This is a genomic window from Streptomyces sp. NPDC004610 (genome assembly GCF_040609715.1).
Taxonomy (GTDB): Bacteria; Actinomycetota; Actinomycetes; order Streptomycetales; family Streptomycetaceae; genus Streptomyces.
Genome location: NZ_JBEXLA010000041.1, coordinates 14,678 through 37,322, shown reverse-complemented (window position 1 = coordinate 37,322; position 22,645 = coordinate 14,678). Strand labels below are relative to the sequence as shown.

Annotated in this window: 18 protein-coding genes and 1 pseudogene; 11 read left to right on the top strand and 8 right to left on the bottom strand. The window is 71.9% G+C overall.

What is annotated here, in order from left to right:
• Positions 1–3: 3 nt before the first annotated feature.
• Together ABZX40_RS34495 and ABZX40_RS34490 are read right to left on the bottom strand one after the other, a co-directional pair.
• Positions 4–921: a hypothetical protein gene (locus tag ABZX40_RS34495; protein ID WP_355735419.1), complete on the bottom strand. Its 918-nt coding sequence runs from the start codon at positions 919–921 to the stop codon at positions 4–6.
• 371 nt (positions 922–1,292) lie between these two features.
• Positions 1,293–2,934, bottom strand: a pseudogene (locus ABZX40_RS34490) (ATP-binding cassette domain-containing protein).
• 332 nt (positions 2,935–3,266) lie between these two features.
• On the opposite strand from ABZX40_RS34490, the gene ABZX40_RS34485 reads away from it, so the two are divergent.
• From ABZX40_RS34485 to ABZX40_RS34435, 11 genes are all read left to right on the top strand, one after another.
• The gene (locus ABZX40_RS34485; protein WP_355735416.1) at positions 3,267–4,610 is read left to right on the top strand and encodes a hydroxymethylcytosylglucuronate/cytosylglucuronate synthase; all 1,344 of its coding nucleotides are present in this window, start codon (positions 3,267–3,269) and stop codon (positions 4,608–4,610) included.
• Positions 4,611–4,633: 23 nt separating this feature from the next.
• The gene (gene blsE, locus ABZX40_RS34480) at positions 4,634–5,623 is read left to right on the top strand and encodes a cytosylglucuronate decarboxylase (protein ID WP_355735413.1); all 990 of its coding nucleotides are present in this window, start codon (positions 4,634–4,636) and stop codon (positions 5,621–5,623) included.
• Complete coding sequence (gene blsF, locus ABZX40_RS34475; protein WP_355735410.1) at positions 5,611–6,531, top strand: CGA synthase-related protein; 921 nt, start codon at positions 5,611–5,613, stop codon at positions 6,529–6,531. Before blsE ends, blsF begins: the two co-directional genes overlap by 13 nt.
• Positions 6,532–6,649: 118 nt before the next feature.
• Positions 6,650–7,816 carry an arginine 2,3-aminomutase gene (gene blsG / locus ABZX40_RS34470; RefSeq protein WP_355735408.1) on the top strand — a complete coding sequence of 389 codons (1,167 nt, stop codon included), beginning with the start codon at positions 6,650–6,652 and terminating at the stop codon, positions 7,814–7,816.
• Complete coding sequence (locus ABZX40_RS34465; RefSeq protein WP_355735406.1) at positions 7,813–8,994, top strand: DegT/DnrJ/EryC1/StrS family aminotransferase; 1,182 nt, start codon at positions 7,813–7,815, stop codon at positions 8,992–8,994. Before blsG ends, ABZX40_RS34465 begins: the two co-directional genes overlap by 4 nt.
• Complete coding sequence (locus ABZX40_RS34460; protein WP_355735403.1) at positions 8,991–10,229, top strand: ATP-dependent carboxylate-amine ligase; 1,239 nt, start codon at positions 8,991–8,993, stop codon at positions 10,227–10,229. The genes ABZX40_RS34465 and ABZX40_RS34460 overlap by 4 nt, the downstream gene beginning before the upstream one ends.
• A gap of 259 nt (positions 10,230–10,488) precedes the next feature.
• Positions 10,489–11,715, top strand: coding sequence for an MFS transporter (locus tag ABZX40_RS34455; protein ID WP_355735400.1), 1,227 nt, complete (start codon positions 10,489–10,491; stop codon positions 11,713–11,715).
• A 205-nt stretch (positions 11,716–11,920) separates the two neighbouring features.
• Complete coding sequence (locus ABZX40_RS34450) at positions 11,921–13,804, top strand: hypothetical protein (protein WP_355735397.1); 1,884 nt, start codon at positions 11,921–11,923, stop codon at positions 13,802–13,804.
• A gap of 46 nt (positions 13,805–13,850) precedes the next feature.
• A complete protein-coding gene (locus ABZX40_RS34445; RefSeq protein ID WP_355735394.1) occupies positions 13,851–14,501 on the top strand; it encodes a class I SAM-dependent methyltransferase in 651 nt (216 codons plus the stop codon).
• A 38-nt stretch (positions 14,502–14,539) separates the two neighbouring features.
• Positions 14,540–15,094 carry a nucleoside 2-deoxyribosyltransferase gene (locus ABZX40_RS34440; RefSeq protein WP_355735391.1) on the top strand — a complete coding sequence of 185 codons (555 nt, stop codon included), beginning with the start codon at positions 14,540–14,542 and terminating at the stop codon, positions 15,092–15,094.
• Positions 15,091–16,458, top strand: coding sequence for a M1 family metallopeptidase (locus ABZX40_RS34435; RefSeq protein WP_355735389.1), 1,368 nt, complete (start codon positions 15,091–15,093; stop codon positions 16,456–16,458). Before ABZX40_RS34440 ends, ABZX40_RS34435 begins: the two co-directional genes overlap by 4 nt.
• A gap of 32 nt (positions 16,459–16,490) precedes the next feature.
• Here the strand turns inward: ABZX40_RS34435 and ABZX40_RS34430 are convergent, their stop codons facing one another.
• From ABZX40_RS34430 to ABZX40_RS34405, 6 genes are all read right to left on the bottom strand, one after another.
• Positions 16,491–16,904, bottom strand: a complete 414-nt coding sequence (locus ABZX40_RS34430; protein WP_355735766.1) for a cytidine deaminase — start codon at positions 16,902–16,904, stop codon at positions 16,491–16,493.
• A 193-nt stretch (positions 16,905–17,097) separates the two neighbouring features.
• Positions 17,098–18,795, bottom strand: a complete 1,698-nt coding sequence (locus ABZX40_RS34425) for an amidohydrolase (RefSeq protein WP_355735386.1) — start codon at positions 18,793–18,795, stop codon at positions 17,098–17,100.
• Between the two features lie 471 nt (positions 18,796–19,266).
• The gene (locus ABZX40_RS34420; protein WP_355735383.1) at positions 19,267–19,929 is read right to left on the bottom strand and encodes a spherulation-specific family 4 protein; all 663 of its coding nucleotides are present in this window, start codon (positions 19,927–19,929) and stop codon (positions 19,267–19,269) included.
• Positions 19,926–20,837, bottom strand: a complete 912-nt coding sequence (locus ABZX40_RS34415) for an NAD(P)-dependent oxidoreductase (protein ID WP_355735381.1) — start codon at positions 20,835–20,837, stop codon at positions 19,926–19,928. Before ABZX40_RS34415 ends, ABZX40_RS34420 begins: the two co-directional genes overlap by 4 nt.
• A 7-nt stretch (positions 20,838–20,844) precedes the next feature.
• The gene (locus ABZX40_RS34410; RefSeq protein WP_355735379.1) at positions 20,845–21,558 is read right to left on the bottom strand and encodes a sugar phosphate nucleotidyltransferase; all 714 of its coding nucleotides are present in this window, start codon (positions 21,556–21,558) and stop codon (positions 20,845–20,847) included.
• A 56-nt stretch (positions 21,559–21,614) separates the two neighbouring features.
• Positions 21,615–22,616: a GDP-mannose 4,6-dehydratase gene (locus ABZX40_RS34405; protein WP_355735377.1), complete on the bottom strand. Its 1,002-nt coding sequence runs from the start codon at positions 22,614–22,616 to the stop codon at positions 21,615–21,617.
• Between the last annotated feature and the right edge of the window lie 29 nt (positions 22,617–22,645).

The following is a 22,645-nucleotide window of genomic DNA, read 5'->3' as shown; positions in this document are numbered from 1 at the left end:
AGCTCACAGAACTGCGCGGGCCGTGGGGGACTGCCCCTGCAACGCCTGCTGCACTCGTTCCGCGAACATGCCCGTCAGGATCTCCAGATGGTCACCGCCGTACGCCTCTGTCCAATCCACTGCCTCGATCTCATAGGTGACGGCGGCCATGACGCTCCCCGTCCTCACCATGGACATCACCGTCTTGGACGAGCTTCCGTCACTGCTGCTCACGGCGTGACTCTCGTCCCCGAAGGACGGCAGCGCCATGGAGGGCGGCGCGCCCTCTTCCACTTCCCGGTAGGCGGCTTCGGCCGCACCGACGTTCGAGAACGAGTACATCTCGAAGGTGGCGACGTTGTTCGTCGACGGGTCCTGGTAGGAGACAGTGCCGCAGAACAACACCTCGGTCCTGCACTCCTCGACGACCTCGGCGTCGGCCTCCAGGGTCCAGCCACCGGGCACCGCGTCCAGCCCGGGAAGCACCGACTCCACCACAGCGCCGTCTTCCAGAACCGGGCGGACCCCCTCGTCGGTCAACCCGTTCCCCGCGCCGCCCGTACCCCCGGCACCGCTGACGCCCTGCTCCGATGTCGTGCCGCTCCCCTGACCGGGCGAGTCGTTCAGGCCGATGACCTGCACGCCGCCGTACACGGCGAGCACCACGATCCCCAGCAGAAGAGCCGCCAGGACCGTCAGGGCGCCCGCGCCGCCACGCGTGGTGGAGATGGTGAGCGGGCCGAGGGAGATGTTGCTCCCGCGCAGCCTGTTGCTGTCCCCGATGACCACGCTTCCGGGAGGTGGCGGGGGCATGAGGGGCGCGGGTGGTGCTCCCAGCAGGGCGATCAGTCGCTGTGCGAACGTCGGGTCCGCGTCGAGAGCGGCCTGCAAGGCGGTGCGGAGCCGGTCGGCCGCCGTCGAGTCGTCGGGGGCTTGATCCACCCCCGCAAGAGCCACCTGGCCCTGCTCCGAGCCTCCCAGACGCTCCCGTACCAGGCCCGATACCACCTGAACGGCTCCCGTTCCCATCGCGGTACCCGCCCCGGTGATCGCGGCCACGACGAGTGGTACTGCCGCTGACGCTAACTCTGCGCTGTCCATGTATCCCCCCGTGAGTAGAGCCAAGTATGGGGAGGAGCCGACGGGAAGTGAAGGTTTTTGAGCAGATGACTCAGTGAGCGTGTGGTGAAGTGCGGCAGCGCTGGATCGGCATGGGCAACGAGCACCACGGGCCAGCCGACGACGGTGATTCCCTCGCCAATGAGGCTTTTCCGGGCTCTTCGGGTGGGTCGGCGCGGCAGGTTGGGCCCCGGTCAGGCACGCACCCGCCCGACCCGGCCCTCTTCCCACACCGGCCCAGCCGACTCCATCACCCGGCCGTCCTCCCGGAAGACCAGGAACCGGCTGAACACCCGGGCGAACCAGCGGTCATGGGTCACCGCCACCACGGTTCCGGTGAAGGCGGTCAGGGCCTGCTCCAATGCCTCCGCCGAGATCAGGTCGAGGTTGTCGGTCGGTTCGTCCAGCAACAGCAGTGTGGCACCGGCGAGTTCCAGCAGGAGGATCTGGAAGCGTGCCTGCTGGCCGCCCGACAGGGTCTCGAAGTTCTGGCGCCCGGCGCCCGCCAGGCCGTAGTGGCTCAGGGCCGACATGGCGCTGCGCAGGTCCAGTCCGGGGCGGTCGCCCTCGCCTGCGCCGAGGATGTCGGCCGGGGTCCGACCGGCCCATTCCGGGTGCCGGTGGGTCTGGGCGAACAGCCCAGGTCGGACCCGGGCGCCCAGCTGGCAATCACCGGTGTGTGCCACGGTCGCGGCGGTGCCTGTGGAGACCTCGTCCAGCAGGCGCAGGAAGTGGCTCTTGCCGGAACCGTTCGATCCGAGCACGCACACCCGGTCGCCGAAGAACACCTCCAGGTCGAACGGCCGCATCAGACCGCTGAGTTCGAGGTTGCGGCAGGTGATCGCGCGGATGGCGGTCCGGCCGCCGCGCAGGTCCGGTGCGACCCGCTGGCGGCGGGGCGGGGCGGGCGGCGGCCCGGCCGCCTCGAACTTCGCCAGTCTCGTCTGGGCCGCGTGGTACCGGGAGGCCATCTCGTCACTGATGGCGGACTGCTGGCGCAGGGTCCGGACCAGTGTCTTGAGCTGCTCGTGCTTCTCGCTCCAGCGTTGCCGCAGCTCCGCCGCGCGCTGCCGGCGGGCCTCACGGGCCTCGCCCCAGGTGGCGAATCCGCCGCCGTGGGTCCAGGCCGTTCCGCCCTCCAGGGTCACGATCTGGCCGGCCGTGCGGCTGAGCACCTCACGGTCGTGGGTGATCAGGAGCACGCCCTGCCGGGCCCGGGTGAGCTGCTCCTCCAGCCAGCGTTTTCCCGGGACGTCCAGGTAGTTGTCCGGTTCGTCGAGGAGGAGCAGGTCGGCCGGTCCCCGGAGCAGGGCCTCCAGGACGAGGCGCTTCTGCTCGCCGCCGGACAGGGTCGTCACCTTCCGGAACTGCGCGGCCTGGAACGGGACTCCGAGGGCGGCGACCGTCACCGTGTCCCAGAGCACCTCGTGGGCGTATCCGCCGGCCTCACCCCAGTCGGCCAGTGCCTGGGCATAGCGGACCTGGGTGGGCTCGTCGTCGGCCTCCGTCATGGCCAGCTCGGCGGTGTCGAGGGCGGCAGCGGCGGTGCGGAGCGCGGGGGGGAGCGACGGTGAGCAGGAGGTCGCGGACGGTGCGGTCGTCGCGCAGGCCGCCGATGAACTGCGGCATGACGGCGAGGGTGCCCTGGCTTCGGAACGATCCCCGCTGCGTGGGGATCTCGCCGGTGAGGGTGCGCAGGAGAGTGGTCTTGCCCGCGCCGTTGTCCCCGATGAGTGCGACCGTCTGGCCCGATGTCACCCGGAACGAGACGTCGTGAAAGAGTTCGCGGCCATCGGGGAGAACGTGCCCGAGGGAGGTGGCTTCGAGGTAGCCCATGGGGTGAATGCTAGCGTCCGGGAATTCGGCAGGTGATTCCGTTCGGGCGGCCCGCTGATGGATTTCCGGTCCTTTGACGAGTTTTCCCTTACCGCTCACCGGCTGATACTTCTGTCGGCTGATCGGGCTATTCACCCGCCGGTTTCGATGCCGCACCGATTCCTTGCGTGGCGTGTCGAGCGCATGCCAGCGTTGTGTTCGCAAGACACTTCGGCGAGGTCCCGGCGATCTCACCCGGGGCGATCCGGCACCTGTGTGCATGCTGATGCGCACGGGGTGCTCGCTCACTTTCCAGGCATGCCACCCCTCCTTGACATCACGGGAGTCAGCCAATGCCGTCCAGCACTGTCCAGCACCCCATGGCCCCTGACACACGATTAGATCCGCTGACCGTCGCTGTCGTCGGGGCGGAATTCGGATGGGGAAGCTCGGGGAAACTGAGCGCGGTGCTTTCCGCGCTGCGGGACCGGTCGACACTTCCGCTGCGGTTCATCGGAATGGCGTCGGGACTGGGCCGGCCCCTGCTCGCCGAGCACGCGGTGGAGGGCTGGTACGACCTGCCGGACGGTCCCGCCGGGCCGGGCAGCGCGGTCGCGGACCTGGTGCGGTCGCAGGGGGTGCGGGCCGCCGTGGTCGTCCTGGACGGTGCGGCGGCGACGGCACTACTGGCCACCGGCGTGCCCACGGTCTTCGTCGACAGTCTGCCCTTCCTCTGGTCCGAGGGCGACCGGGCCGCGCTGCCGCTGGACGCGACGGTGTACTGCGCCCAGAAGTGTGTCGAACTGCCGCCGGAGTGCCGGGCCGTCCTGGCCGACGCCCGGGGGCTGCGCTGGGTCGAGGCCGTCATCGCCCCACCCGGCGACAAGCGGCCGGAGCGGGGCGCCCTGCGGGATGCGGGCCGCCCGTACCGCAGTGCGCTGGTGAGCCTGGGCGGTCTGCGGGCGCCGGGGCTCGCCGATCCGGAGCACTACCCGAGCCTGGTCGTCCCGGCCGTCCTGGAAGCCCTCGCCGACCAGGGCGTCGAGGAGGCGCACATCGCCGGCAACCTGCCGGGCGACCTGGCGGCCCGTCTCATCGCGTCGTCGGTCGCGCCGCCGCGCACGACCGCGGGCCCGCTCGCGCACGGCGCGTTCCTGGAACGCCTGGACGCCTGTGACGTGCTGCTCACCTCGCCCGGTCTGACCACCCTGCTCGAAGCGGGCCGACGGGGCGTTCCCACCGTCTGCCTGCCGCCGCAGAACCTCAGCCAGATCTTCAACGGCCGGTATCACAGTCAGGCGCTCGGGGCCCGGCTGCGGGTGCTCTGGCCCCATGACGTGCTGGTCGAGGACGAGGCGCTGGCGCTGCGCTCGCAGGGCGAGGACCACGCCCTGGAACGGATCTACGGCGCGATCGGGGCCGCCGCGCGGGGCGACGACCGGCAGGGCATCGGCCACACCCTGCGCGACGGCATCCTGGACGCCCTTCGCCGGGCCGCTGCCGTCGGCCGGTGGGACGCGCTCACCGCCGCGGTGGGCACCGGTGGCGCGGCCCAGGTCGCCGACGCGCTGCTCGAAGTCCTGGACGCGGCCGTTCACACGGACGTCCACGCTCCCGACCCGCCCGAGCCGCGCGTCGCAGTCGGCGCGGAAGCCACCCGGCGCCATTTCCCCCGCACCGCCCCACCCGCCCCGTGAGCCGCCTGGAAGGTCTCCGCCCCATGCGTACACGTGATCGCTATCTCTTCATCAGAATCCTGGAAGCCTGCAACGCGGACTGTTTCATGTGCGAGTTCGCCCTCTCCCGCGACACGTTCCGCTTCTCCCTGGAGGACTTCGCCGACCTGGTGCCCAAGGCCAGGGACGCCGGAGTGGGCTACATCCGGTTCACCGGGGGCGAACCGCTGATGCACCCCCGCGTGCTGGACCTGGTCCGCGCGGGAACGGACGGCGGGATGAAGATGTCCCTCATCACCAACGGCTCGATGCTGCCGCGGATGGCGGCCCCCCTGGCCGCCGCGGGCCTGGCCCAGGTGATCGTCAGTCTGGACGGCGCCTCGGGCGCCACCCACGATGTCTACCGGCGCTCCCCCGGGATGTTCGACAGCGGGCTGCGCGGTCTGCGGGAGGCCGCCGCGCTCGGTGTCCTGCCGAGGGTCAACACCGTGGTGGGGCCGCACAATTACACCGAGATGCCACGCCTCCAGGAGGTCCTGACGAGGGCCGGGGTACGGCAGTGGGAGCTGTCCGCGCTCAAGCTCGACCGCACGATCACCTACCCCGACGCCGACCATGTCCGCGGCGTCTGCGATCCGATCTACGACGCCGACCCGGCCGCCCTGCTGGTCCCCCTGGGCAAGCGCTTCTACGGGGACACCCCGCAGGAACAGGAGCGCTACTTCACCGGATCCGTCACCCCGCGCGCCGCCGCACCGCTGTGCCATGTCGCCGACGACGTCATCTACGTGGACGGCAAGTACGGGCGGATGTACGCGTGCAGCTGCATCCCCCACCGGGAGGGCGACGACGGGCCCGGTGGCGCGCCCTTCCGGGAGCAGGGCGTGATCCGGCTGGACACCCCGGTGTTCCGGGCGCACGCCGACTACTTCCGTGAGCGCGGGCCCGAGGTGTGCAACGGATGCTCCACCACCGCCGCCGGATACAGCGACGACGTGGCCCGGCTCGGGGCGGTGGGGGCATGGCACTACTGAACCGGGCCGGGGCGGTCCCGGCCGCGCCCGATGGTGCGGCACCCGGCCCGCGGGTGCTGCTGAGCGCCCGCGAGGAGCAGTTGGACTCGATCCTCGCCCTCCACCGGGTGGCCGCCCACCTCGGTGACCTCCGCCCGACCGACTGGTCCGAGCCCGGACCTCCACCGGTCGCGGCACTGGTCTGCGACGACCCGGCCGCCACCGAGCGGCTCCTGACCCAGGGCGTGCCGGTGGTGCACCTCCGGTCGGGGCCCGCCGAGGAAGCGCCACCGGGGCGGGCGCTCGTACGGGTGCACCGGCCGGGGTGGCTGCCGCTGCCTGGGCCACCGGCCCGGGGCGCACGGGTGACCGGAGTCCTCGCGCCCCGGCGCACCGGCCGGAGCCCCACCCGGTCGGGCACCCTGGTGCTGCTGTCCCTGTGGGGCGTCCCGGAAGCCGAGGCGGGGCCCTTCACCTCCGGGACGCTGCGGGAACTGGCCGCCGCCGCGCTGCGGCGCACCGGGACCTGCACGGTGGTCGCCGACACCGGCCTCGCCCTCGTACGGTCCGCGCTGGCCGGGCAGCCCGGGGTGCGGGTGCTGCGGGCCGCCGAGGCCGACCCGGACGCGCTCCATGCCGACGCCGCCGTGTTCCTCGCCTCGCCGGTGCTCGGGGCGCTCGCTCTCGCGCAGGCCCGACGGTCACCGCTGGCCCTGCTGCCGCCGCTGGGGTCGGCTCAGCGGGCCCTCGCCGGACAGGTCGGCGAGGTGGTGCCGTTGCCCTCGGCCGACGATCCCGACGATCCGGGCCTATGGTCGCCTCCGGCCCCGGCCGGGCCGTGGCAGTTGCTCGATCCGGCCCTGGACGATCTGCGCGGTGCGCAGCGGGTCGCCCGCACCCTCCGCCAACTCGCGCTCGCACCCCTGTGAGCCCCGTACGCCGCCGGCCCGTGGCGCCCCCCGTTCACGCCGCCTCGTCAGCCCGCCGCTCCGGCCCCGCCGGTCCCGGCCACCCCACCCACGGCGTCCGCGTCGTGCAGGAGCCGCCATGTCCGACACCCTCCGCGAACCCCTACCCGCCCCCCAACCCGAACTGATCCGCCCCAGGGTCCCGGCCACCGACTGGGACGACTGGCGCTGGCACATGCGCCGACGCATCACCAACGTCGAGAAGGCCCGGCAGTGGATCAACCTCAGCGCCGACGAGGAGCAGGCCATCGCCGGGGTGGCGGGCAAGTACCGCTGGAGCGTCACCCCGTACTACGCCTCCCTGATGGACCGGGACGACCCCGGCTGCCCGGTGCGCCAGCAGGCGGTGCCGGCGCTCGGCGAACTGGCGGAGTTCCCCGGGGCCGAGGTCGACCCGGTCGGGGACACCTACTACCGCAAGACCAACCGGGTCGTGCACAAGTACCCGGATCGGGTGATCATGCTGATCACCGAGGCGTGCCCGGTCTACTGCCGCCACTGCACCCGCAAGTTCCACACGACCGACGTCGACGGCACCTACTTCCGGGACGACGAGGGCGGCTCCTTCGACGAGGATCTGCGCTACATCGCCGACCACCCCGAGATCCGGGACGTCCTGCTGACCGGCGGTGACCCGCTGTCCTACCAGGACGGCAAGCTGGAGGAGATCATCGCCGGGCTGCGGGCGATCCCCAGCGTGGAGATCATCCGGATCGGCAGCCGGTTCCCCGTGCTGCTGCCGCAGCGCATCACCGAGGATCTCTGCGCGATGCTCGCCCGCTACCACCCGGTCTGGCTGAACACCCACTTCAACCATCCCAAGGAGATCACGCCGGAGGCCGCGGCGGCGGTGGACCGGCTGCTGCGCCACGGCGTCCCGGTCGGGAACCAGACGGTGCTGCTGCGCGGGATCAACGACGACGTCCCCACGATGCGCACCCTGATGACCGAACTGCTGCGGATCCGGGTCCGGCCCTACTACCTCTACCACTGCGACAACGTCACCGGCGTCTCGCACTTCATGACGACGGTCGAGAAGGGCTGGGAGATCATGGACGGCCTCCAGGGCCATATCACCGGCTTCGGCGTCCCCCAGTACGTCCTGACCACCAGGATCGGCAAGATCCCGATCGCGCAGCCCGCCTACACCCGCACTCCCGAGGGCCTGCTGCTCCGCAACTACCGGGGCGAGGAAATGGTCGTCGGCGGTGACGCGCAGCCGATCACCGAGCCGGACACACCATGAGCACCCTCGACAAGCGGCTCGGGCAGCGCTTCCTGCCCTACGGAGCGAACTACCTCGACTGGTCCGACATGTCGGAGCTGCGGAAGGTGATCGAGCAGCAGGTCCTGTTCCGGTACCAGACCGAGACCGAGAGCATGGCGTCCCGTCTGGAGCGGACCGTGGCCGAACGGCTCGGCGCGGGCCATGCGCTGGCCGTGCACAACGGCACGGAGGCGCTCCGGCTGGCGTTGATCTCCACCCGCCCGGCCATCGGCGACCTGGTGCACATCCCGGCGGTGACCTTCGTCGCGGTGGCCGGGGCGGTGCTGTCGTGCGGTCTGATCCCGGTGCTGGTGGACGCCGACGACTCGCTCTCCATGGACCCGTCGCTGCTGCCGCCGGGCGCGCAACGGGTGATCACGGCCCATATGGAGGGCACCGTGGCCCCGCTGCCGGTGGATGTGCCCTACCTGGTCGAGGACTGCGCCCAGTCCCTCGGCGCGCGCTTCCCCGACGGCCGGTACGCCGGGACGGCGGGCTACGCCGGGACGTTCAGCTTCCACCACAACAAGGTTCTCACCTCGGGCGAGGGCGGCCTGATCGTCACCGGCGCCGAGGACGCCTGGGCGACCATGCGCCGCTACCACGACCACGGCTCGGCGCGGGTGCCCGGCCACTACCCGACCTGGCACGACGACGCCCACTTCGGGGAGAACTTCGTCACCAGCGAGCAGGTCGCCGCCGTCCAGTGCCAGCAGTTCCGCCATCTCGACGAACTGCTCGCCGGGCTGGAGCGGATGTACGCCATCGCCATGGCCGAACTGCCCGCCCGGACCGACCTCACGGTCCTGCCCCGGACCGCCGGTGATGTGAAGGTCAGCCTGCGGTTCCGGTGCGAGAGCAGGGAACTGCGCGATGCCGCGGTAACCGCGCTCACCGGGGCCGGGATCGCCAACTGGACGCTCGGGAAGTATCTGCTGCCCGAGCACCCGGTGCTCACCGGCCGCCGTTCGCTCTACCGCGACGGCTTTCCCTGGAACCACGCCCCCGAGGGACCCCTCGCCCTCAGCCGCGACGGCTTCGCCCGGACCCGGGACCTGCTGGAACGCACCCTGTGCGTACCGCTCTCCCCGGAACTCCCGGAGAAGGACCAGGCCCTCGCCGCCCAGGCCGTCCGTCAGGTGCTGGAGGGGGTGTGAGCGGCGCCGAGGTGCTGTTGATGGTGGATGACCGGCCGTCGTCCTTCACCCGCTACGCGGCCCGGGAACTGGCCGGGCGGCTGGTCCTGCTGCGGTTCGCCGCCACCCGCCCCGAACTACCGGAGGACCATCTGCGGGAGACCGCCCACCTGCCCGCCTTCCAGGTGCGCGAGGGCGCCTCGGTGGCCGAGGAGGCCCGGCGATACCGGGACTGGGCGGCCGGGCTGCCGGTCGCGCCGACCAGGTTCTGCAACCCCTCGGAACCCCTGCAGGCCACGGCCCAGCGGTTCGCGGAGCTGGCCGGGCTGCCGCACCTGACCGAGCGGCAGGTGACCCTGGTCCGGGACAAGGCCGCCATGAAGACCCGCTTCCGCGAACTGGGCCTGCGTACGGCGGAGTTCGGGCGGGTGCGCTCGGGCGCGGAGATCGAGCGGTTCGCCGGCCGGCACGGCTGGCCGGTGGTGCTCAAGCCGGTGGACTCGTTCGCCTGCGTGGACACCTACCGCCTCGACGGGCCGGGCGACCTCGCGGGGATCGACCTCGCGGCCCGCGACTGGATGGTGGAGGCGTACCTCGGCGGCACCGAGTGGGAGGTCTGCGCGATCGTCCTGGGCGGCGAGGTCCTCGACGCCTGGCCCAGCGCCATGCCCTGCCGTCCGCTGGACATCGTCGACGGCGCGATGAACGCCAACATCAGCGTCGGCACCGGCGAGGGCCCACCCGTCGACCTGCGGGCCCTCGTCCAACGCGTCGTCACCGGGCTCGGCATCGACCACGGCTACACCCATATGGAGTTCTTCCTGATCGACGGCGAGGTGTACGCCGGTGAGATCGGCGTACGCCTCGCGGGCTGCGAGATCCCCGCCAACCACGGCCACGCGTACGGCTTCGACGTGTTCGGCGCCACCCTGGCGGTCTATCTCGGCCACCGCCCCGACCTCGGCTACCGCCTGCGCCGCTGCGCCGGTGACCTGCTGCTTCCGCTGCCCGGCACCGGGCTGGTCCGGCGGATCACCTCCCGGGACGACCTGCTGGCGATGCCCGGAGTCATCGACGCGGTGCTCAAGGTCCGCGCCGGTGACACGGTGACGGCCCGCCGTGCCTCGCACAGCGCCTCCGGGTACGCCCATGTCGTCGGGGCGTCGATCGCGGAGGTGGAGAGCCGGATGCGGGAGGTGCTCGCCCGTTTCACGATCGAGGTGGTGGCGCAGGAGGGTCACAGGGTGCCTACGTGACCGTCGACCGTGCCGTCCCCACTCGAACGCCGACCCCGCACGGCCTCCAACCCCGCACGGCCTCCAACTGACCACCGACCGCACCACCCGCAACTGACCACCGCCCGCACCGCCCCCACCTGACCACCGACCGGACCGCCTCCACCTGACCACCACCCCCACCACCCGCGCCTGATCGCCGCCCATGCCGTCCGCGCCCGAACAGCGGCCCGGCATCCGACCCGGCCGCCCCGCGCGGCCGTCGAACGGAGACCGACACGTGACCAGCGGCCTGCCCCGTCGCTTCCTCGACCTGCTCACGCGTCCCCGGGTGGCCGGGGCGGCCTGGTGGAGCGTGGTCTCCAGGCTGCCGGTCTATCTGATGTCACTGGCCCTCGTCCTGACCGTCCGCGAACAGGGCGGCAGTTACGCCCAGGCCGGGCTGGTCGCCGCGCTGTACACGCTCGGGATGGCGCTGGGCAGCCCGCTGATCGCCCGCCGCCTCGACCGCCGCGGTCGTCCGGCGGTGCTGACGGTGACCGCCCTCGCCTACCCGGCGGCACTCGGCGTCCTGGTGTGGGCGACCCACCCGGGCGGCTGGGCGCAGCCGGTGACGGCGTTCGCCGCCGGGGTGGTGCTGCCGCCCGCCAACGCCTGCATGCGCTCGCTGTGGGCGCGGCTGCCGCTGCGCGAGGAGGAACGCGAGACGGCCTACCTCTGGGAGGCGCTGCTCACCGAGGTCCTGGTGATCGGCGCGCCGCTGATGCTGGCGGCGCTGATGCTGGCCGGTTCGGCGGGCCTGGCGCTGACCGTGATCGCGACGCTGGGCGGTCTGGGCACGCTGGGGCTCGCGTACACCCGGCTGCCGGAGGGCACCGAAGCGGCGGCGACGGCTTCGAAAGGCCCGCGTCACCCGCTGGGCCCGCTGCGGGAACCCGCCCTGCTGGCGCTGTCTGCCATCATGGCTGTCTCCGCCGTGCCCATCGGTCTGCTGACCCTGGCGATCCCGGCGTTCACCGACCAACACGGAGCCCCGGGCGGCGCGGGTGTGGTGTACGCCTGCTGGGGTGTCGGCAGCGCGCTGGGCGCCGTCTGGCTCGGCCGGTCCCAGTCCGAGGTGGCCCCGCAGACGCGGCTGCCCCGGCTGCTGCTGGCCTACGCCGTCGGCACCGGGCTGACGCTGCTCGCGGGCTCCGAGGTGGGCCTGGCCGTGGCGCTCGCGGTGGGCAGCGCACCCATCGCCCTGGTCTCCGCCACCGAGATGAGTCTGGTGAGCGGCATCGCCGATGGTCGGTCCATGGCGGAGGCGTTCACCTGGGCGTCGCTGGCCACCGTCCTGGGCGACGCGGTGGGGCAGCAGGCGGGCGGGCTGCTGATGGACCCCTTCGGACCCCGGACGGTGTTCGCGGTGGCGACCGGAACCGCGCTGGCCGCCGCCGTGCTGGCCTACGCCTTCCGGGGGTTGCTGACCCGGCGAGCGGCACCGACGGTGAGGTGCGCGGTATGACGGCGGGCGCAGGTGGGATGACTGGCGTGCGTGGCTCGACGGGCGTACCCACCACCCGAGGCCCTCCCCTCCCCCGGACCTCCCGCCCTCTCCGGCCCCGTCACCCCTACCCGGCGCGAGCCGCTCCCCCGCCTCATCCCACTCCCCCTCCCAACTCCCCCCTCTCCCCCGCGCCCCCGGCGCGGGCAACACCAGGTGGTCCACCATGAACGCCGCGCTCACCGAGCAGCGAGCCGACCGGCCGTCCGGGCCGGCCCCCCTGTTCCGTCCCGTCACCCGCCAGGAGCTGGCCGGGGCCGTCCGGGAGTTTCTGGACTCCCCCCTGCTCCTGCCGGTGCCGGTCCCGACCGAGGACCGCCCCGATCTGACGGAGAGCGTCGAACTCGCCGGGCGGCTCTACGGCGGTCTGCGTCGGCCGCACCCCCTGGACGTCGGTGTCGTCCTCGGCGCGGCGCGGCTGCCCGAAGGGCTCGCGGAGCTGGCCCGTCCGTTCGCGCGGACATGGGTGGGCGAGGAGGAACTGGCGGATGTCGCCGCGCTGCGGGCCCGGCACGGCGGTGCGGTGCTGGTCGTCGGCTGCTACGACCGGGTCACCCTGGACCCCGTACGCGCTCTGCTGCTGGCGACCTATCGCGGTCCGCGGCACGGGCTGACGCTGCTGAGCGGGCGGGACGGCGCCTCGGTCTGCTGGAATGTCGCCAAGCAGTACGCGCACCCGGCTCTCGACGTCGACGCGCTGGGCCTGTTCACCGACACCGACCGGCCGCCCCGGCTGCCCGGCGTCCAGGTCTTCGACGACCGGGACTTCGAGCGCGCCGACATCCAGGCGGAGATCCTCGGCACCCGGTGGCTGCGGGTGGGGTTCCAGGGGCACGGCAAGGACGACAGTGTCAACCTCGGCGAGTTCACCATCTGCGGTCTCAACACCTCGGCCCCGGCCGTACCCGGGCTGCTCGGCCCGCGCTGCGCGTACGGGCTGCCGTGCTACAAGCCGGAGGACAAGCTGGTCCCCCTCAACCGGGTGGAGGCCGTGGAGCTGGTGCTCAGCGCCTGCAACAGTGGCCCGCTCGCGGACCTCGCCCTGTACGACCCGAAGTACCAGCTGCTGCTGAACGCGCTCGACGGCCCCGCCCGTACGGTTGTCTCGGCCGTGTCGGTGCACGACTCCGACCGGCCGGAGAACGTCGCCTGGATGCACGGCGCCCTCATCGGCGCGGACTCGGTCGACACCCTCAACGCCAGCCTGGCGGGCTCGCATCCCTACCCGGCGTTCATGCGCTTCGGGCTGCCGGGGGCACCGGAGGACACCCCCGCGCCGCCCGCGCCGACGGACCACCGCCCCGACCCGCTGCTGCTGACCGTGGGCAGCCGGCTCACCGCCTATCTCGCCTCGGACCTGCTGCCGCACAACCACCCGCTGCGGCCCCGGCTGACCAGACTGGCCCGGAAGGTCGATCTGTGGGTGGCCAGGCCCACCCATCTCGCCGACCAGTCACCCGAGCAGATCCATGCCTCGCTCACGGCGGACCTCCAGTCCCTCGACCATGTCATCACCGAGCAGATCGCGGCCGACCCCGAGACCGCGCTGATGAACTACCCGGCGCACTTCGGCGACCGCAGCTCCCTGGACCCGCGGGTCAGGGAGGTCGGCTGCCACTGCGGGCGGCCCGCGCAGGAGTTCACCCGGCGCGGCCTGCTCCCACACGTCCTGGACACCACGTGCGCGGTCTGTATGCGGTGCGGCGATGTCACCTTCCGGATCCCGGACGCCCCGGCCGTGCTCGCGTACGCCGCCGACGAGGTCGGGCAGGGCGGGGTGCTGGAGGTGCGGGCGGCGGTCACCGCGGCCCGCACGGGCCCGGTCCGGCTGGGCCTGTTCGTACCGACCTATCTGCGCGAGGACACCACCGTCGAACCGGCCACCACCAGGCGCCGGCTGCACGGAGGGCGGACCGAGGAGGTCACGTTCCGGGTGCGGTTCGCGCCCGGCACCGCCCCGCAGGCCTACTACTTCACGGTGTTCGCCGTCCAGGATCTCGCCGTCTCCACAGCCCGGCGCCACTTCGGCGTCGTTCCGCCGACCGCCTGACCGAACCCCGGTACCCGACCCGCCCCCACCCCGCAGGGAGAAGACCATGGAGATCCAGAATGTCTCGGAGCGGGGCACCGTGCCCCAGGCCGAGCCGGCGATCGAACTGATCGAGCAGGACGGCCAGGTGACCCTCAGCATCGGCGGCGAACAGGCCATGCAGGCTTGGGAGCGCGACCTGATGTGGGCCAGCGCCGACATGCTCTGCGAGTACGGCCGGGACTTCTACGAGGTCGGGCTGGGCCTGGGCCTGTCCGCGCTGCGCATCGCGGGCAACCCGGCGACCCGCAGCCACACGGTGCTGGAACTCTTCGGCGAGGTCGAGGACCTGTTCCGGGACCGGCACCCCGACCTGCCCAACAATCTCACCATCGAGCGCGGCAATTTCTTCGAGCGGATCTTCGACCTGCCGTCGGAGAGCATCGACGGGATGTTCTTCGACCCGGCCCTGGATCTGGAGGTCTGGACGGACGCCGAGCTGTGGGCCCGTGCCATGCCGGAGGTCGTCCGGGTGCTGCGCACCGGCGGTGTGTTCATCCCGTTCTTCAGCACCAGGCCGGAACTGCGCTGGCAGTACCTCCCGCACTTCCGCCGGATCCGGGTCGAGCGCCATCCCTTCGTCGCGTACGACACCACCGAGTACACCCACGGCGGCACCACCGGCGACGCCTTCATCCAGTGCTTCCTCAAGGACTGACCCCCCACCCCGCACCCGCCCCCTCCGGAGGTACTCCCATGGCCCCCGCATCGCCCCTCGACCCTCCTGGCTCCCGCCCCGACCTGGGTATCCGCTCGGTCTTCGTCGCGGGCCCGTTCATCCAGCTCCTGGACCCCGCGACCGGGGAGATGCCCGCCGCCGCGCGGGCCCCGTTCGACGTTCTGATCAAGCACTTCGAGGCGCAGGGGCTCGCCGTGCACAACGCCCACCGCCGCGAGGCCTGGGGGGCGGAGCTGATGCGGCCGGAGCAGTGCACCAAACTCGACCAGGACGAGATCCGCAAGGCCGATGTCTTCGTGGCCCTGCCGGGCCGCCCGGCCTCCCCGGGCACCCATATCGAGATCGGGTGGGCCAGCGCCTTCGGCAAGCCGATCGTCCTGCTGCTGGAGCGCGACACCGAGTACACCTTCCTGGTCCAGGGCCTGCACACGGTGGCGTCGGTGGAGTACGTCGTCCACACCGACATCGCCTCCTGTCTGCCCGCCGTCGACCGGGCGGTGGACCTGGCGGTCCTGCGGCAGCGGGAGGGCGACGCCGGACGGTCCCCGGCGGGCGCGCGGGGGGACGCTTGAGCAGGTCCGCCCGGCTTCTGACGGCGGTCCTCGGGTGCTTCGCGCTGCTCGCCGCCACGACGGGCGGCGCACCACCCGGTGACGGGCGGCCTGCCGATCCGACCCGGACACCGGCCTCCGCGGCCTACTCGGTCGAACTGGCCGGTGATGCCTCGGGAGGCCAGTGGTCCGGGCACGAGCGGGTGAGCTTCACCAATGTCTCCGCGGATCCGCTCCACGAGGTGTTCCTGAGGCTGTGGGGCAACGCCCACGGAGGCTGCTCGGCACCGGCGGTCACCGTGGCCCGCCTGTCCGGGGCCACCGCGGACGGCCTGCGGGTCGGATGCACGGCACTGCGGATCGCCCTGCCGGTCCCGCTCGGTCCCGGCGAGCGCCACACCATCGGCTTCGACCTCACCGTACGCGCCCCCGAACTCGCCGACAGCGCGGGGCGGTTCGGGCGGCACGGGGCGTTCAGTCACTTCGGCAACGCCCTGCCGGTGCTCGCGGTACGGGACGCCGGTGGCTGGCACCTCGACCCGTTCACGGATACCGGGGAGTCCTTCTACACCCTGGCCGCCGACTTCACCGTGGCGCTCGATCATCCGGCCGCCCTCAAGGTGCCCGCCACCGGCGGCACGACCGACACCCCGGGGACCGCCGGACGGGCCATCACCAGGGCGACGGCCCGCAAGGTGCGTGACTTCGCCTGGTCAGCGGGCCCGTTCGACACCGTCTCCGCCCTCTCCGCGGGCGGGGTCACGATCAACATCCACAGCGTGACCGGCGTCCCGGCGAGGGACGCCCGGACCATGCTGACCACCGCCGCGTCCGCGCTGGACACCCACGCCCGCGCGTTCGACGCCTACCCCTACCCCGAGCTGGATGTCGTAGTGGACAACGACCTCTGGTTCAGCGGCATGGAGTATCCGGGGTTCGTCCTGAACCGGGTGAAGGCCCCCGCCCTCATCCACGAGATCGCCCACCAGTGGTGGTACGGCCTCGTCGGGGACGACCAGTACCACCGGCCCTGGCTGGACGAGTCCTTCGCCGAGTACGCCACCCACCTCGCCCTCGGCCGCGACGGACCGGACTGCTGGAGCGCCGTCGAGTGGTCGACACCCCAGGAGCGGATCACCAACGGCATGGCGTACTGGGACGAACACCCGGACCGGTACGAGGACGTCGTCTACGACTACGGTGCCTGCGCGCTGCACGACCTGCGCCGGACGATCGGGGCCGACGCCATGACCCGCCTGCTCCGCGACTACGTCCGCGCCCACCGGTACGGCGTGAGCACCACGTCCGCCTTCAAGGCCGCCGCGCAGGCCGCCACCGCCGAAGATCTGACCGAGTTCTGGACCACTCACCGGATCGATGGCTGACCGGCCTTGCCGCCGCCGGTTCGGCGAGGAGGTCACTCAGCGGCGGATCCGGTGGTCTCCTGGAGCTGACTCCCGACGGGCAGGTCGGTGATGAGCACGGTTCGGGTGCGGTCGTCTTCTGTGACGATGACCTTGAGGGCGGGGAAGTAGTCCAGAAGAACCTGACGGCAGCGCCCGCAAGGGGGGACGACTCCCCGGTCGCCGTTGCCCACGGCCACGATCGTGTCCAGTTCGTGGGCGCCCTGGGCGACTGCGGCGCCGATGAGGATCAGTTCGGCACAGGATCCTCCCGTGACATGGTGGGCGTTCACCGCCGTGACGATCCGGCCGTCCCGGGCGCGGGCCGCGGCGGCCATGGTGTGGTTGTCGCCCGAGCAGCGGGTGCGGGCGAGGTGGGCCGCGGCCTCGACGAGTTCCTCGTCGACGGGTTGGGTCTGCGTGACCATCATCTCCTGGCGCTGTCAGTCACTACCGGAGCAAATCCGCATAACGGGATGAAACAACGGGAGAAAACGGTCTGTCAAGAGCGGCGTCCACCGGCACTCCGGTCGCCCCTCGGGCATCACCGCCGACAGCGCCCTCGGTCCGCGAGCAGCGCACAGGGGGAGCCCTGCGCAGCCCGGAGCTCCCCCTCCCCCACTACTCCACCGGCGGCATCGCCGGTCCCGTCGTGCCCAGTTGCTCCGTCGCCAGGACCGGCGGGACCGGCCAGGTGATGCCCTGCGGGGGCCAGGACTGGCCCGTGCGGGTCAGGAAGTCCGCGGGGGGCTGGTAGAGCGGGGGCTGGGTGTCGTCCGGGATCATCGACGCCCAGGTCACGCCCTCGGTACGGGCCTTGAACTCGTCCGTCATCGCCGCCAGCCGGTCGGGCTGCTCGATGAGGTCGATGGCCGCGGCCGACAGATAGCGCGCGGCGGACAGCAGGCCCTGGTGGCCGATGTTGGTCGCGGCGGTGGAGGTCACCGCCCAGTTGTGATTGGGCAGACCGGGCGGGTAGGCCGCGGCCAGCAGCACCGCCGTGGGCGTCTGCCAGCTCACATCGGCCGTGTCGGTGGACAGGCCCCCGGTGTAGGTGGCGGCGGGCGGGGCGAGCGGGGTGAGGTCCGTCGGCATACCGACTTCCGGGCGGCCGAGGGACTTCTGGACCGCCTTCGCGAGGGTGTGGTCCGCCTCGGTGAAGCTCGGGGCGCCTATCTGGCGCATGTTGTCATTGAGGAGTTCAGCGCCCGACTTGCTGGCGAGGAGATTCCAGGTACCGGAGTGGAACTTGTGGACCAGCCGGGTCTGGCTGGCCTGTGCCGCCGCCCGCGCGCACTCCACGATCTTGTCGTAGAGCACCTTGGCGCGCGCCGGGCTGCCCTCGCGTACGAAGAACCATATGGAGCACATGTCTGGGGTCACATTGGGGGCGCCGCCGCCGTTGATGACCGCGTAGTGGAAGCGGCCGGAGGGGGCGACGTTCTTCTCCCGCAGGTACTCCGACATCGTCGCCATCAGCAGCGCGCCGTCCAGGCCGCTCTTGTTGCCGAGCGGGGTGCCGCCGTGGCCGGAGGCCCCGAGGAAGGTGAAGGTGGCCGATATCAGGGAGCTGGTGGTGTTCCAGAACGGGACGGTGATGTTGAAGGGGTGCCAGTCCAGGAAGGCGTCCAGCCCGTCGTACACCCCGGCCTTCACCGCGTACGCCTTGCCGACGAGTTGTTCCTCGCCCGCGCTGCCGAAGAGCTTCACGGTCGCCTTGAGCCGGTGGTCGCGGATGGCTCGGGCCACCGCGACGGCCGCGCCCACCCCGCCCGCGCCGAGCGTGTTGTGGGCGTCGCCGTGCCCCGGGCCGTAGGTTGGCCCATAAGCGTCGTAGTTGTATACGAGTGGGTCGTGTGTGGCGCCGCCCTTCTTCTGGGACAGGCCGGGCAGGGCGTCGTACTCGGCGTTGAAGCCGATGACCGGGCCGCCGCTGCCATAGGTGGCGACAAAGGCGGTGGGGAAGCCCGCCGAACCCCATTCGACGGTGAAGCCGTTGGCCCGCAGTACGGCCGCGGTCGCGAGGGACGACTTCCACTCGCGCAGGGACAGTTCCGCGTGGCGCCAGATGTCGTCGCTGAGCCCGGTCAGGGTGGCCCGGTTGGTGTCGATCCAGGCCAGCGCCGTCCGTTTGGCGTCCGTGCTGCCCGCCAGGCCGGTCGGCGCGCGGTACTCGGCGGCGTACACGCCGGTCTTCTCGTCGTGGCCGAGGGTCGCGGCGAGCACCGGATCCGCCTGGAGGACGGCGGCCGTCGACGCGGTCGCACTCACTCCGAACATCTTCAGCAGCCGGCGGCGGCCCAGGGTCGGGTCGGTCATGTGCACTCTCGTTCCTGAGGATTGAGGCCCACTCGGGGCGGAATCGTCCGGAGGATCGCACAGCATCGGCGCACGTCGAGATGGATCGGAGCCCATGGGTGGCTGGAAAGCGCTGGTGTGGTGCGGGGGCGGGCACGGGGGCGGGCGGCTGCGCGAGGGTCTCCCGCGTGCTGTCGTGATGACCCGTACCGGATACTTCGGCGGCCGTGAGCGTCGGCCCTCGGCTTCACATGGGTCCGGTCCGGGCCGGTCGTGTCAGTCTCTCGTACAGCACGGCCCGCGCACGGTGCTCCACGCGCGGGCCTGGGCCGGGTGCACCGGCCCGGTCGGGCTGCAACCTCCTAGGGCGGGGACGTCCGTACTGATGAGGCCGTAGGGGTCCGCCCCTACGGCCTCGTGCCCTCGCTCCGGGCTCTCAGGTTCCCCGGCCTCGACCGGCTGAGAGCCCAGGGGACCGCGGCCAGTGCTGTGTCATCGCTCCGCTTCCCTGAGCGCGGGTGACAACTCCACCCAGGGATTGGGCAGTTCTCCCGTGACCGGGCCGGCGACCGCGGCGCCGCGCGCGTGCGCGGTCCGCACGGCGAGCGGCACCAGCGCCTCGGGTACGCCGTAGACCAGATGACAGAACCGCTCCGGCGGGTGCCTGGCCGTCCAGGTCGGTCTGCTGAAGGCCGACACATACGTCGACCAGTGCCCTTCGAACGTCACCACCAGATCCGCGATCCGCGCGTACCCGGGCGCCGGATGCGCGCCCGGGTTGAGCACGATGGGCGAGGCACCGAGGCGGCGTACCCCGCGTACCAGGCGTCGGCACGCGGACAGTTCCTGCGGCGCGGCCGTCACCTGGTCGAGGAAGCAGCCCTCGGTGCCGTACCACTCGTGGTGGCGCAGCACATCGCGCATCACCTCGGACTGCGGGCGGGTGCCGTAGTCGGTGTCGACATAACCGAGCAGCCGCGCGCCGGCCTCCCGCAGCGCCCCGGCCACCGCCGTGAACGCGGGGTCGGGTTCCGTACCGGGGCCGTTCGCCGGGTTCAGCACCACGCCATAGGTGTGCGAGGCCGCCTCGATCAGGCGATGCCACGCGCCGGGGTCCTCGGCCGGATGGACATACAGCGGAACGAGCAGGCTCACGGAATCCGGACACCTTCCGGCCGTGCCACCCGGGCCCACAGCGCGCCCAGGGAGTCGTCGAGGGTGTACGAGGGCCGCCAGCCGAGCGCGGACCCCGCGGCCGTGATGTCCGAACACTGCCACGAGACCTCTCCGGACCGGGCCGATCCGCCGCCGTTCTCCTCGATTCGCCCCCGGAACCCGGCGATCCGGGCCAGCGCCCGCACCAGGTCCCGTACCGGGGTCGCCCGACCGCCGCCGATATTGAGCACCGCCGGCAGCGGCCCCGGCGCCCGCGCCGCGAGCACCGCCGCCCGCGCCACGTCCCGCGCGTCCACGAAATCGCGGTACGCCGACAGGTCGCCCAGCCGCAGAACCGCGTCGGGGTCGCTTCCGGCCGTGCGCAGCAGTCCGGCGAGCCGGCCAGGCAGCCCGGTGACCGGCGCACCGGCCCCGAGCGGGTTCCCGACCCGCAGCACCACCGCGTCCAGCCCCGATGTGGAGACGGCGACCGTACCGGCGAGCTTGGTGGCCCCGTAGACGGACAGCGGGCGGGTGGCCGCCGACTCCGTCACTGTGGAGTGCGGTACGCCGGGGCCGTACTCGGCGGCCGAGCCCAGATGGACCAGCCGCGCCGACGGCGCCGCGTCGCGCAGGGCGGCGCACAGTACCGCCGGGCCCCGGGCGTTGACCTCGGCGAGGGTCACCGCGTCGCCCCCGGTGGCACCCGCGCAGTTGATCACCGCGTCCGGCGCGGCTTCTTTGAGGGTGTTCGCCAGGTCGTCCGGGTGGACCGTGGCGAGGTCGATGCCGAACCCGGCGGCGGAGGACCGGCCGCCGCCGAGCACCCGCACGCCCTCCAGGGCGCGCAGTTGCCCGGCCACATGGCCGCCCAGATAGCCGGTGAGGCCGAGGACGAGAATGCGCATCGGTTGGTCAGGCTCCCTTGAGCAACAGCGACTTGCGGGTGGTGAACTCGGCGTTGGCCTGGTCGTAGTCGTCCGGGCGGCCGATGTCCAGCCAGTACCCGTCGAACTCGTAGGCGTGCGGTGGATCGCCGCGGCCGAGCAGGTCGAGCACCAACTCGTCGAAGCCCAGCGGCAGCCCGGGTGTGTAGCCGTTCAGCGTGGACCGGGACAGCCCGTACACACCCATGGAGACGCGGTAGTCCATGCTGGGCTTCTCGGTGAAGGCGACGACCCGGCCGTCGGTGGTGGTCAGCACCCCGAAATCGATGTGCACCTTGCGGGCGTACGTCGCGATGGTGAGCGGCGCACCGGAAGCGCGGTGGGCGCCCAGAACGCCCGCGTAGTCGAGGTCGGTGAGGATGTCTCCGTTCATGACGAGAAACGTCTCGGGCAGCTTGTCCAGCATGGTGACCAGCGGTCCCATGGTGCCCAGGGGGCTCTCCTCGGAGACATAGTCGACGGCCATGCCCCACTGGCTGCCGTCACCCACGTAGGCGCGGATTATCTCGCCGAGATGACCGATGGCGAGGGTGGCTCGTCTGAACCCCGCCGCCGCGAGTTGCCGCAGCACGATCTCCAGGATGGCGTGCTGGTCTCCGATCGGCACGAGCGGCTTGGGCAGCGCGGTGGTGTAGGGCCGCAACCGGACGCCCTTGCCTCCCGCCAGGATCACAGCGTGCATGGGACTCCTTCTTGGTGTCCGTAGTGTGCTTCGGGCTCTCGTGGACGTGCTGTCTGTCAGATGTTGTAGATGCCGGTCTTGTACCGGGCGAGGTTCGCGGGGTCGCGGAAGAACTCCACGGTGTGCGCGAGGCCCTCCTCCAGGGAGTGCGCCGGCCGCCAGCCGGTCGCCGCGGTCAGCCGGCTCGCGTCGGCGACCAGCCGCATCACCTCGGAGTTCGCGGGCCGGATGCGCGCGGAGTCCTCACGTACGTCGAGGCCGGTGTCCATCACCTTGCCGATCAGCGCGACCAGGTCGCCGACCGAGATCTCTCCGCCGGTACCGGCGTTGAAGGTGCGCCCCACCACCTGCCCGGCGGGCGCACCGCCCACGGCGAGGAACGCCTGCGCGGTGTCCTTGACGTAGCAGAAGTCCCGGGTCGGACGCAGATCGCCGAGGGTGATGGTGCGTTCCCCGGCCGCGATCTGGCCGATCACGGTCGGGATCACGGCCCGCATCGACTGGCGCGGACCGAAGGTGTTGAACGGCCGCAGCGTCACCACGGGCGTGTCGAAACTGGCGTGGTAGCTGTCCGCCAGCCGGTCACCGCCCGCCTTCGAAGCGGCGTACGGGGACTGGGTGTTGATCGGGTGGTCCTCGGTGATCGGCACCGTCTGCGCGGTGCCGTACGTCTCGCTGGTCGAGGTGTGCACCAGCCGGGGCGTACCGAGGGCGCGCACCGCCTCCAGCACATTGAGCGTGCCGGTGACATTGGTGTCGACGTAACTGTGCGGCGCCTGGTACGAGTACGGGATCGCGATGAGCGCGGCCAGGTGGTAGGCACACTCGGCGCCTTCGAGCAGGGAGCGCACCGATCCGGGGTCGCGGACATCGCCGAGGACGATCTCGACCTGGTCGAGGACGTCCTTCGGCAGGGTCTCCAGCCAGCCGTAGGAGGAGAACGAGTTGTACTGCGCCATGGCCCTCACCCGGTGCCCCGAGGCGACCAGCGCCTCGGTGAGGTGGGAGCCGATGAAACCCTCGGCTCCGGTGACGGCGGCGAGTGGTGCGGTGGTCAACGCGTACTTCCTTTCGGCTGGTGGTGCGG

Excerpts from the sequence above, each read along its gene's own strand:
- blsF (WP_355735410.1), top strand. The coding sequence starts at position 5,611 with ATGGCACTACTGAACCGGGCCGGGGCGGTCCCGGCCGCGCCCGATGGT.
- ABZX40_RS34465 (WP_355735406.1), top strand. The coding sequence starts at position 7,813 with ATGAGCACCCTCGACAAGCGGCTCGGGCAGCGCTTCCTGCCCTACGGA.
- ABZX40_RS34430 (WP_355735766.1), bottom strand. The coding sequence starts at position 16,904 with ATGGTCACGCAGACCCAACCCGTCGACGAGGAACTCGTCGAGGCCGCG.
- ABZX40_RS34440 (WP_355735391.1), top strand. The coding sequence starts at position 14,540 with ATGGCCCCCGCATCGCCCCTCGACCCTCCTGGCTCCCGCCCCGACCTG.
- ABZX40_RS34445 (WP_355735394.1), top strand. The coding sequence starts at position 13,851 with ATGGAGATCCAGAATGTCTCGGAGCGGGGCACCGTGCCCCAGGCCGAG.
- ABZX40_RS34415 (WP_355735381.1), bottom strand. The coding sequence starts at position 20,837 with ATGCGCATTCTCGTCCTCGGCCTCACCGGCTATCTGGGCGGCCATGTG.
- blsG (WP_355735408.1), top strand. The coding sequence starts at position 6,650 with ATGTCCGACACCCTCCGCGAACCCCTACCCGCCCCCCAACCCGAACTG.
- ABZX40_RS34410 (WP_355735379.1), bottom strand. The coding sequence starts at position 21,558 with ATGCACGCTGTGATCCTGGCGGGAGGCAAGGGCGTCCGGTTGCGGCCC.
- ABZX40_RS34450 (WP_355735397.1), top strand. The coding sequence starts at position 11,921 with ATGAACGCCGCGCTCACCGAGCAGCGAGCCGACCGGCCGTCCGGGCCG.
- ABZX40_RS34425 (WP_355735386.1), bottom strand. The coding sequence starts at position 18,795 with ATGACCGACCCGACCCTGGGCCGCCGCCGGCTGCTGAAGATGTTCGGA.
- ABZX40_RS34485 (WP_355735416.1), top strand. The coding sequence starts at position 3,267 with ATGCCGTCCAGCACTGTCCAGCACCCCATGGCCCCTGACACACGATTA.
- blsE (WP_355735413.1), top strand. The coding sequence starts at position 4,634 with ATGCGTACACGTGATCGCTATCTCTTCATCAGAATCCTGGAAGCCTGC.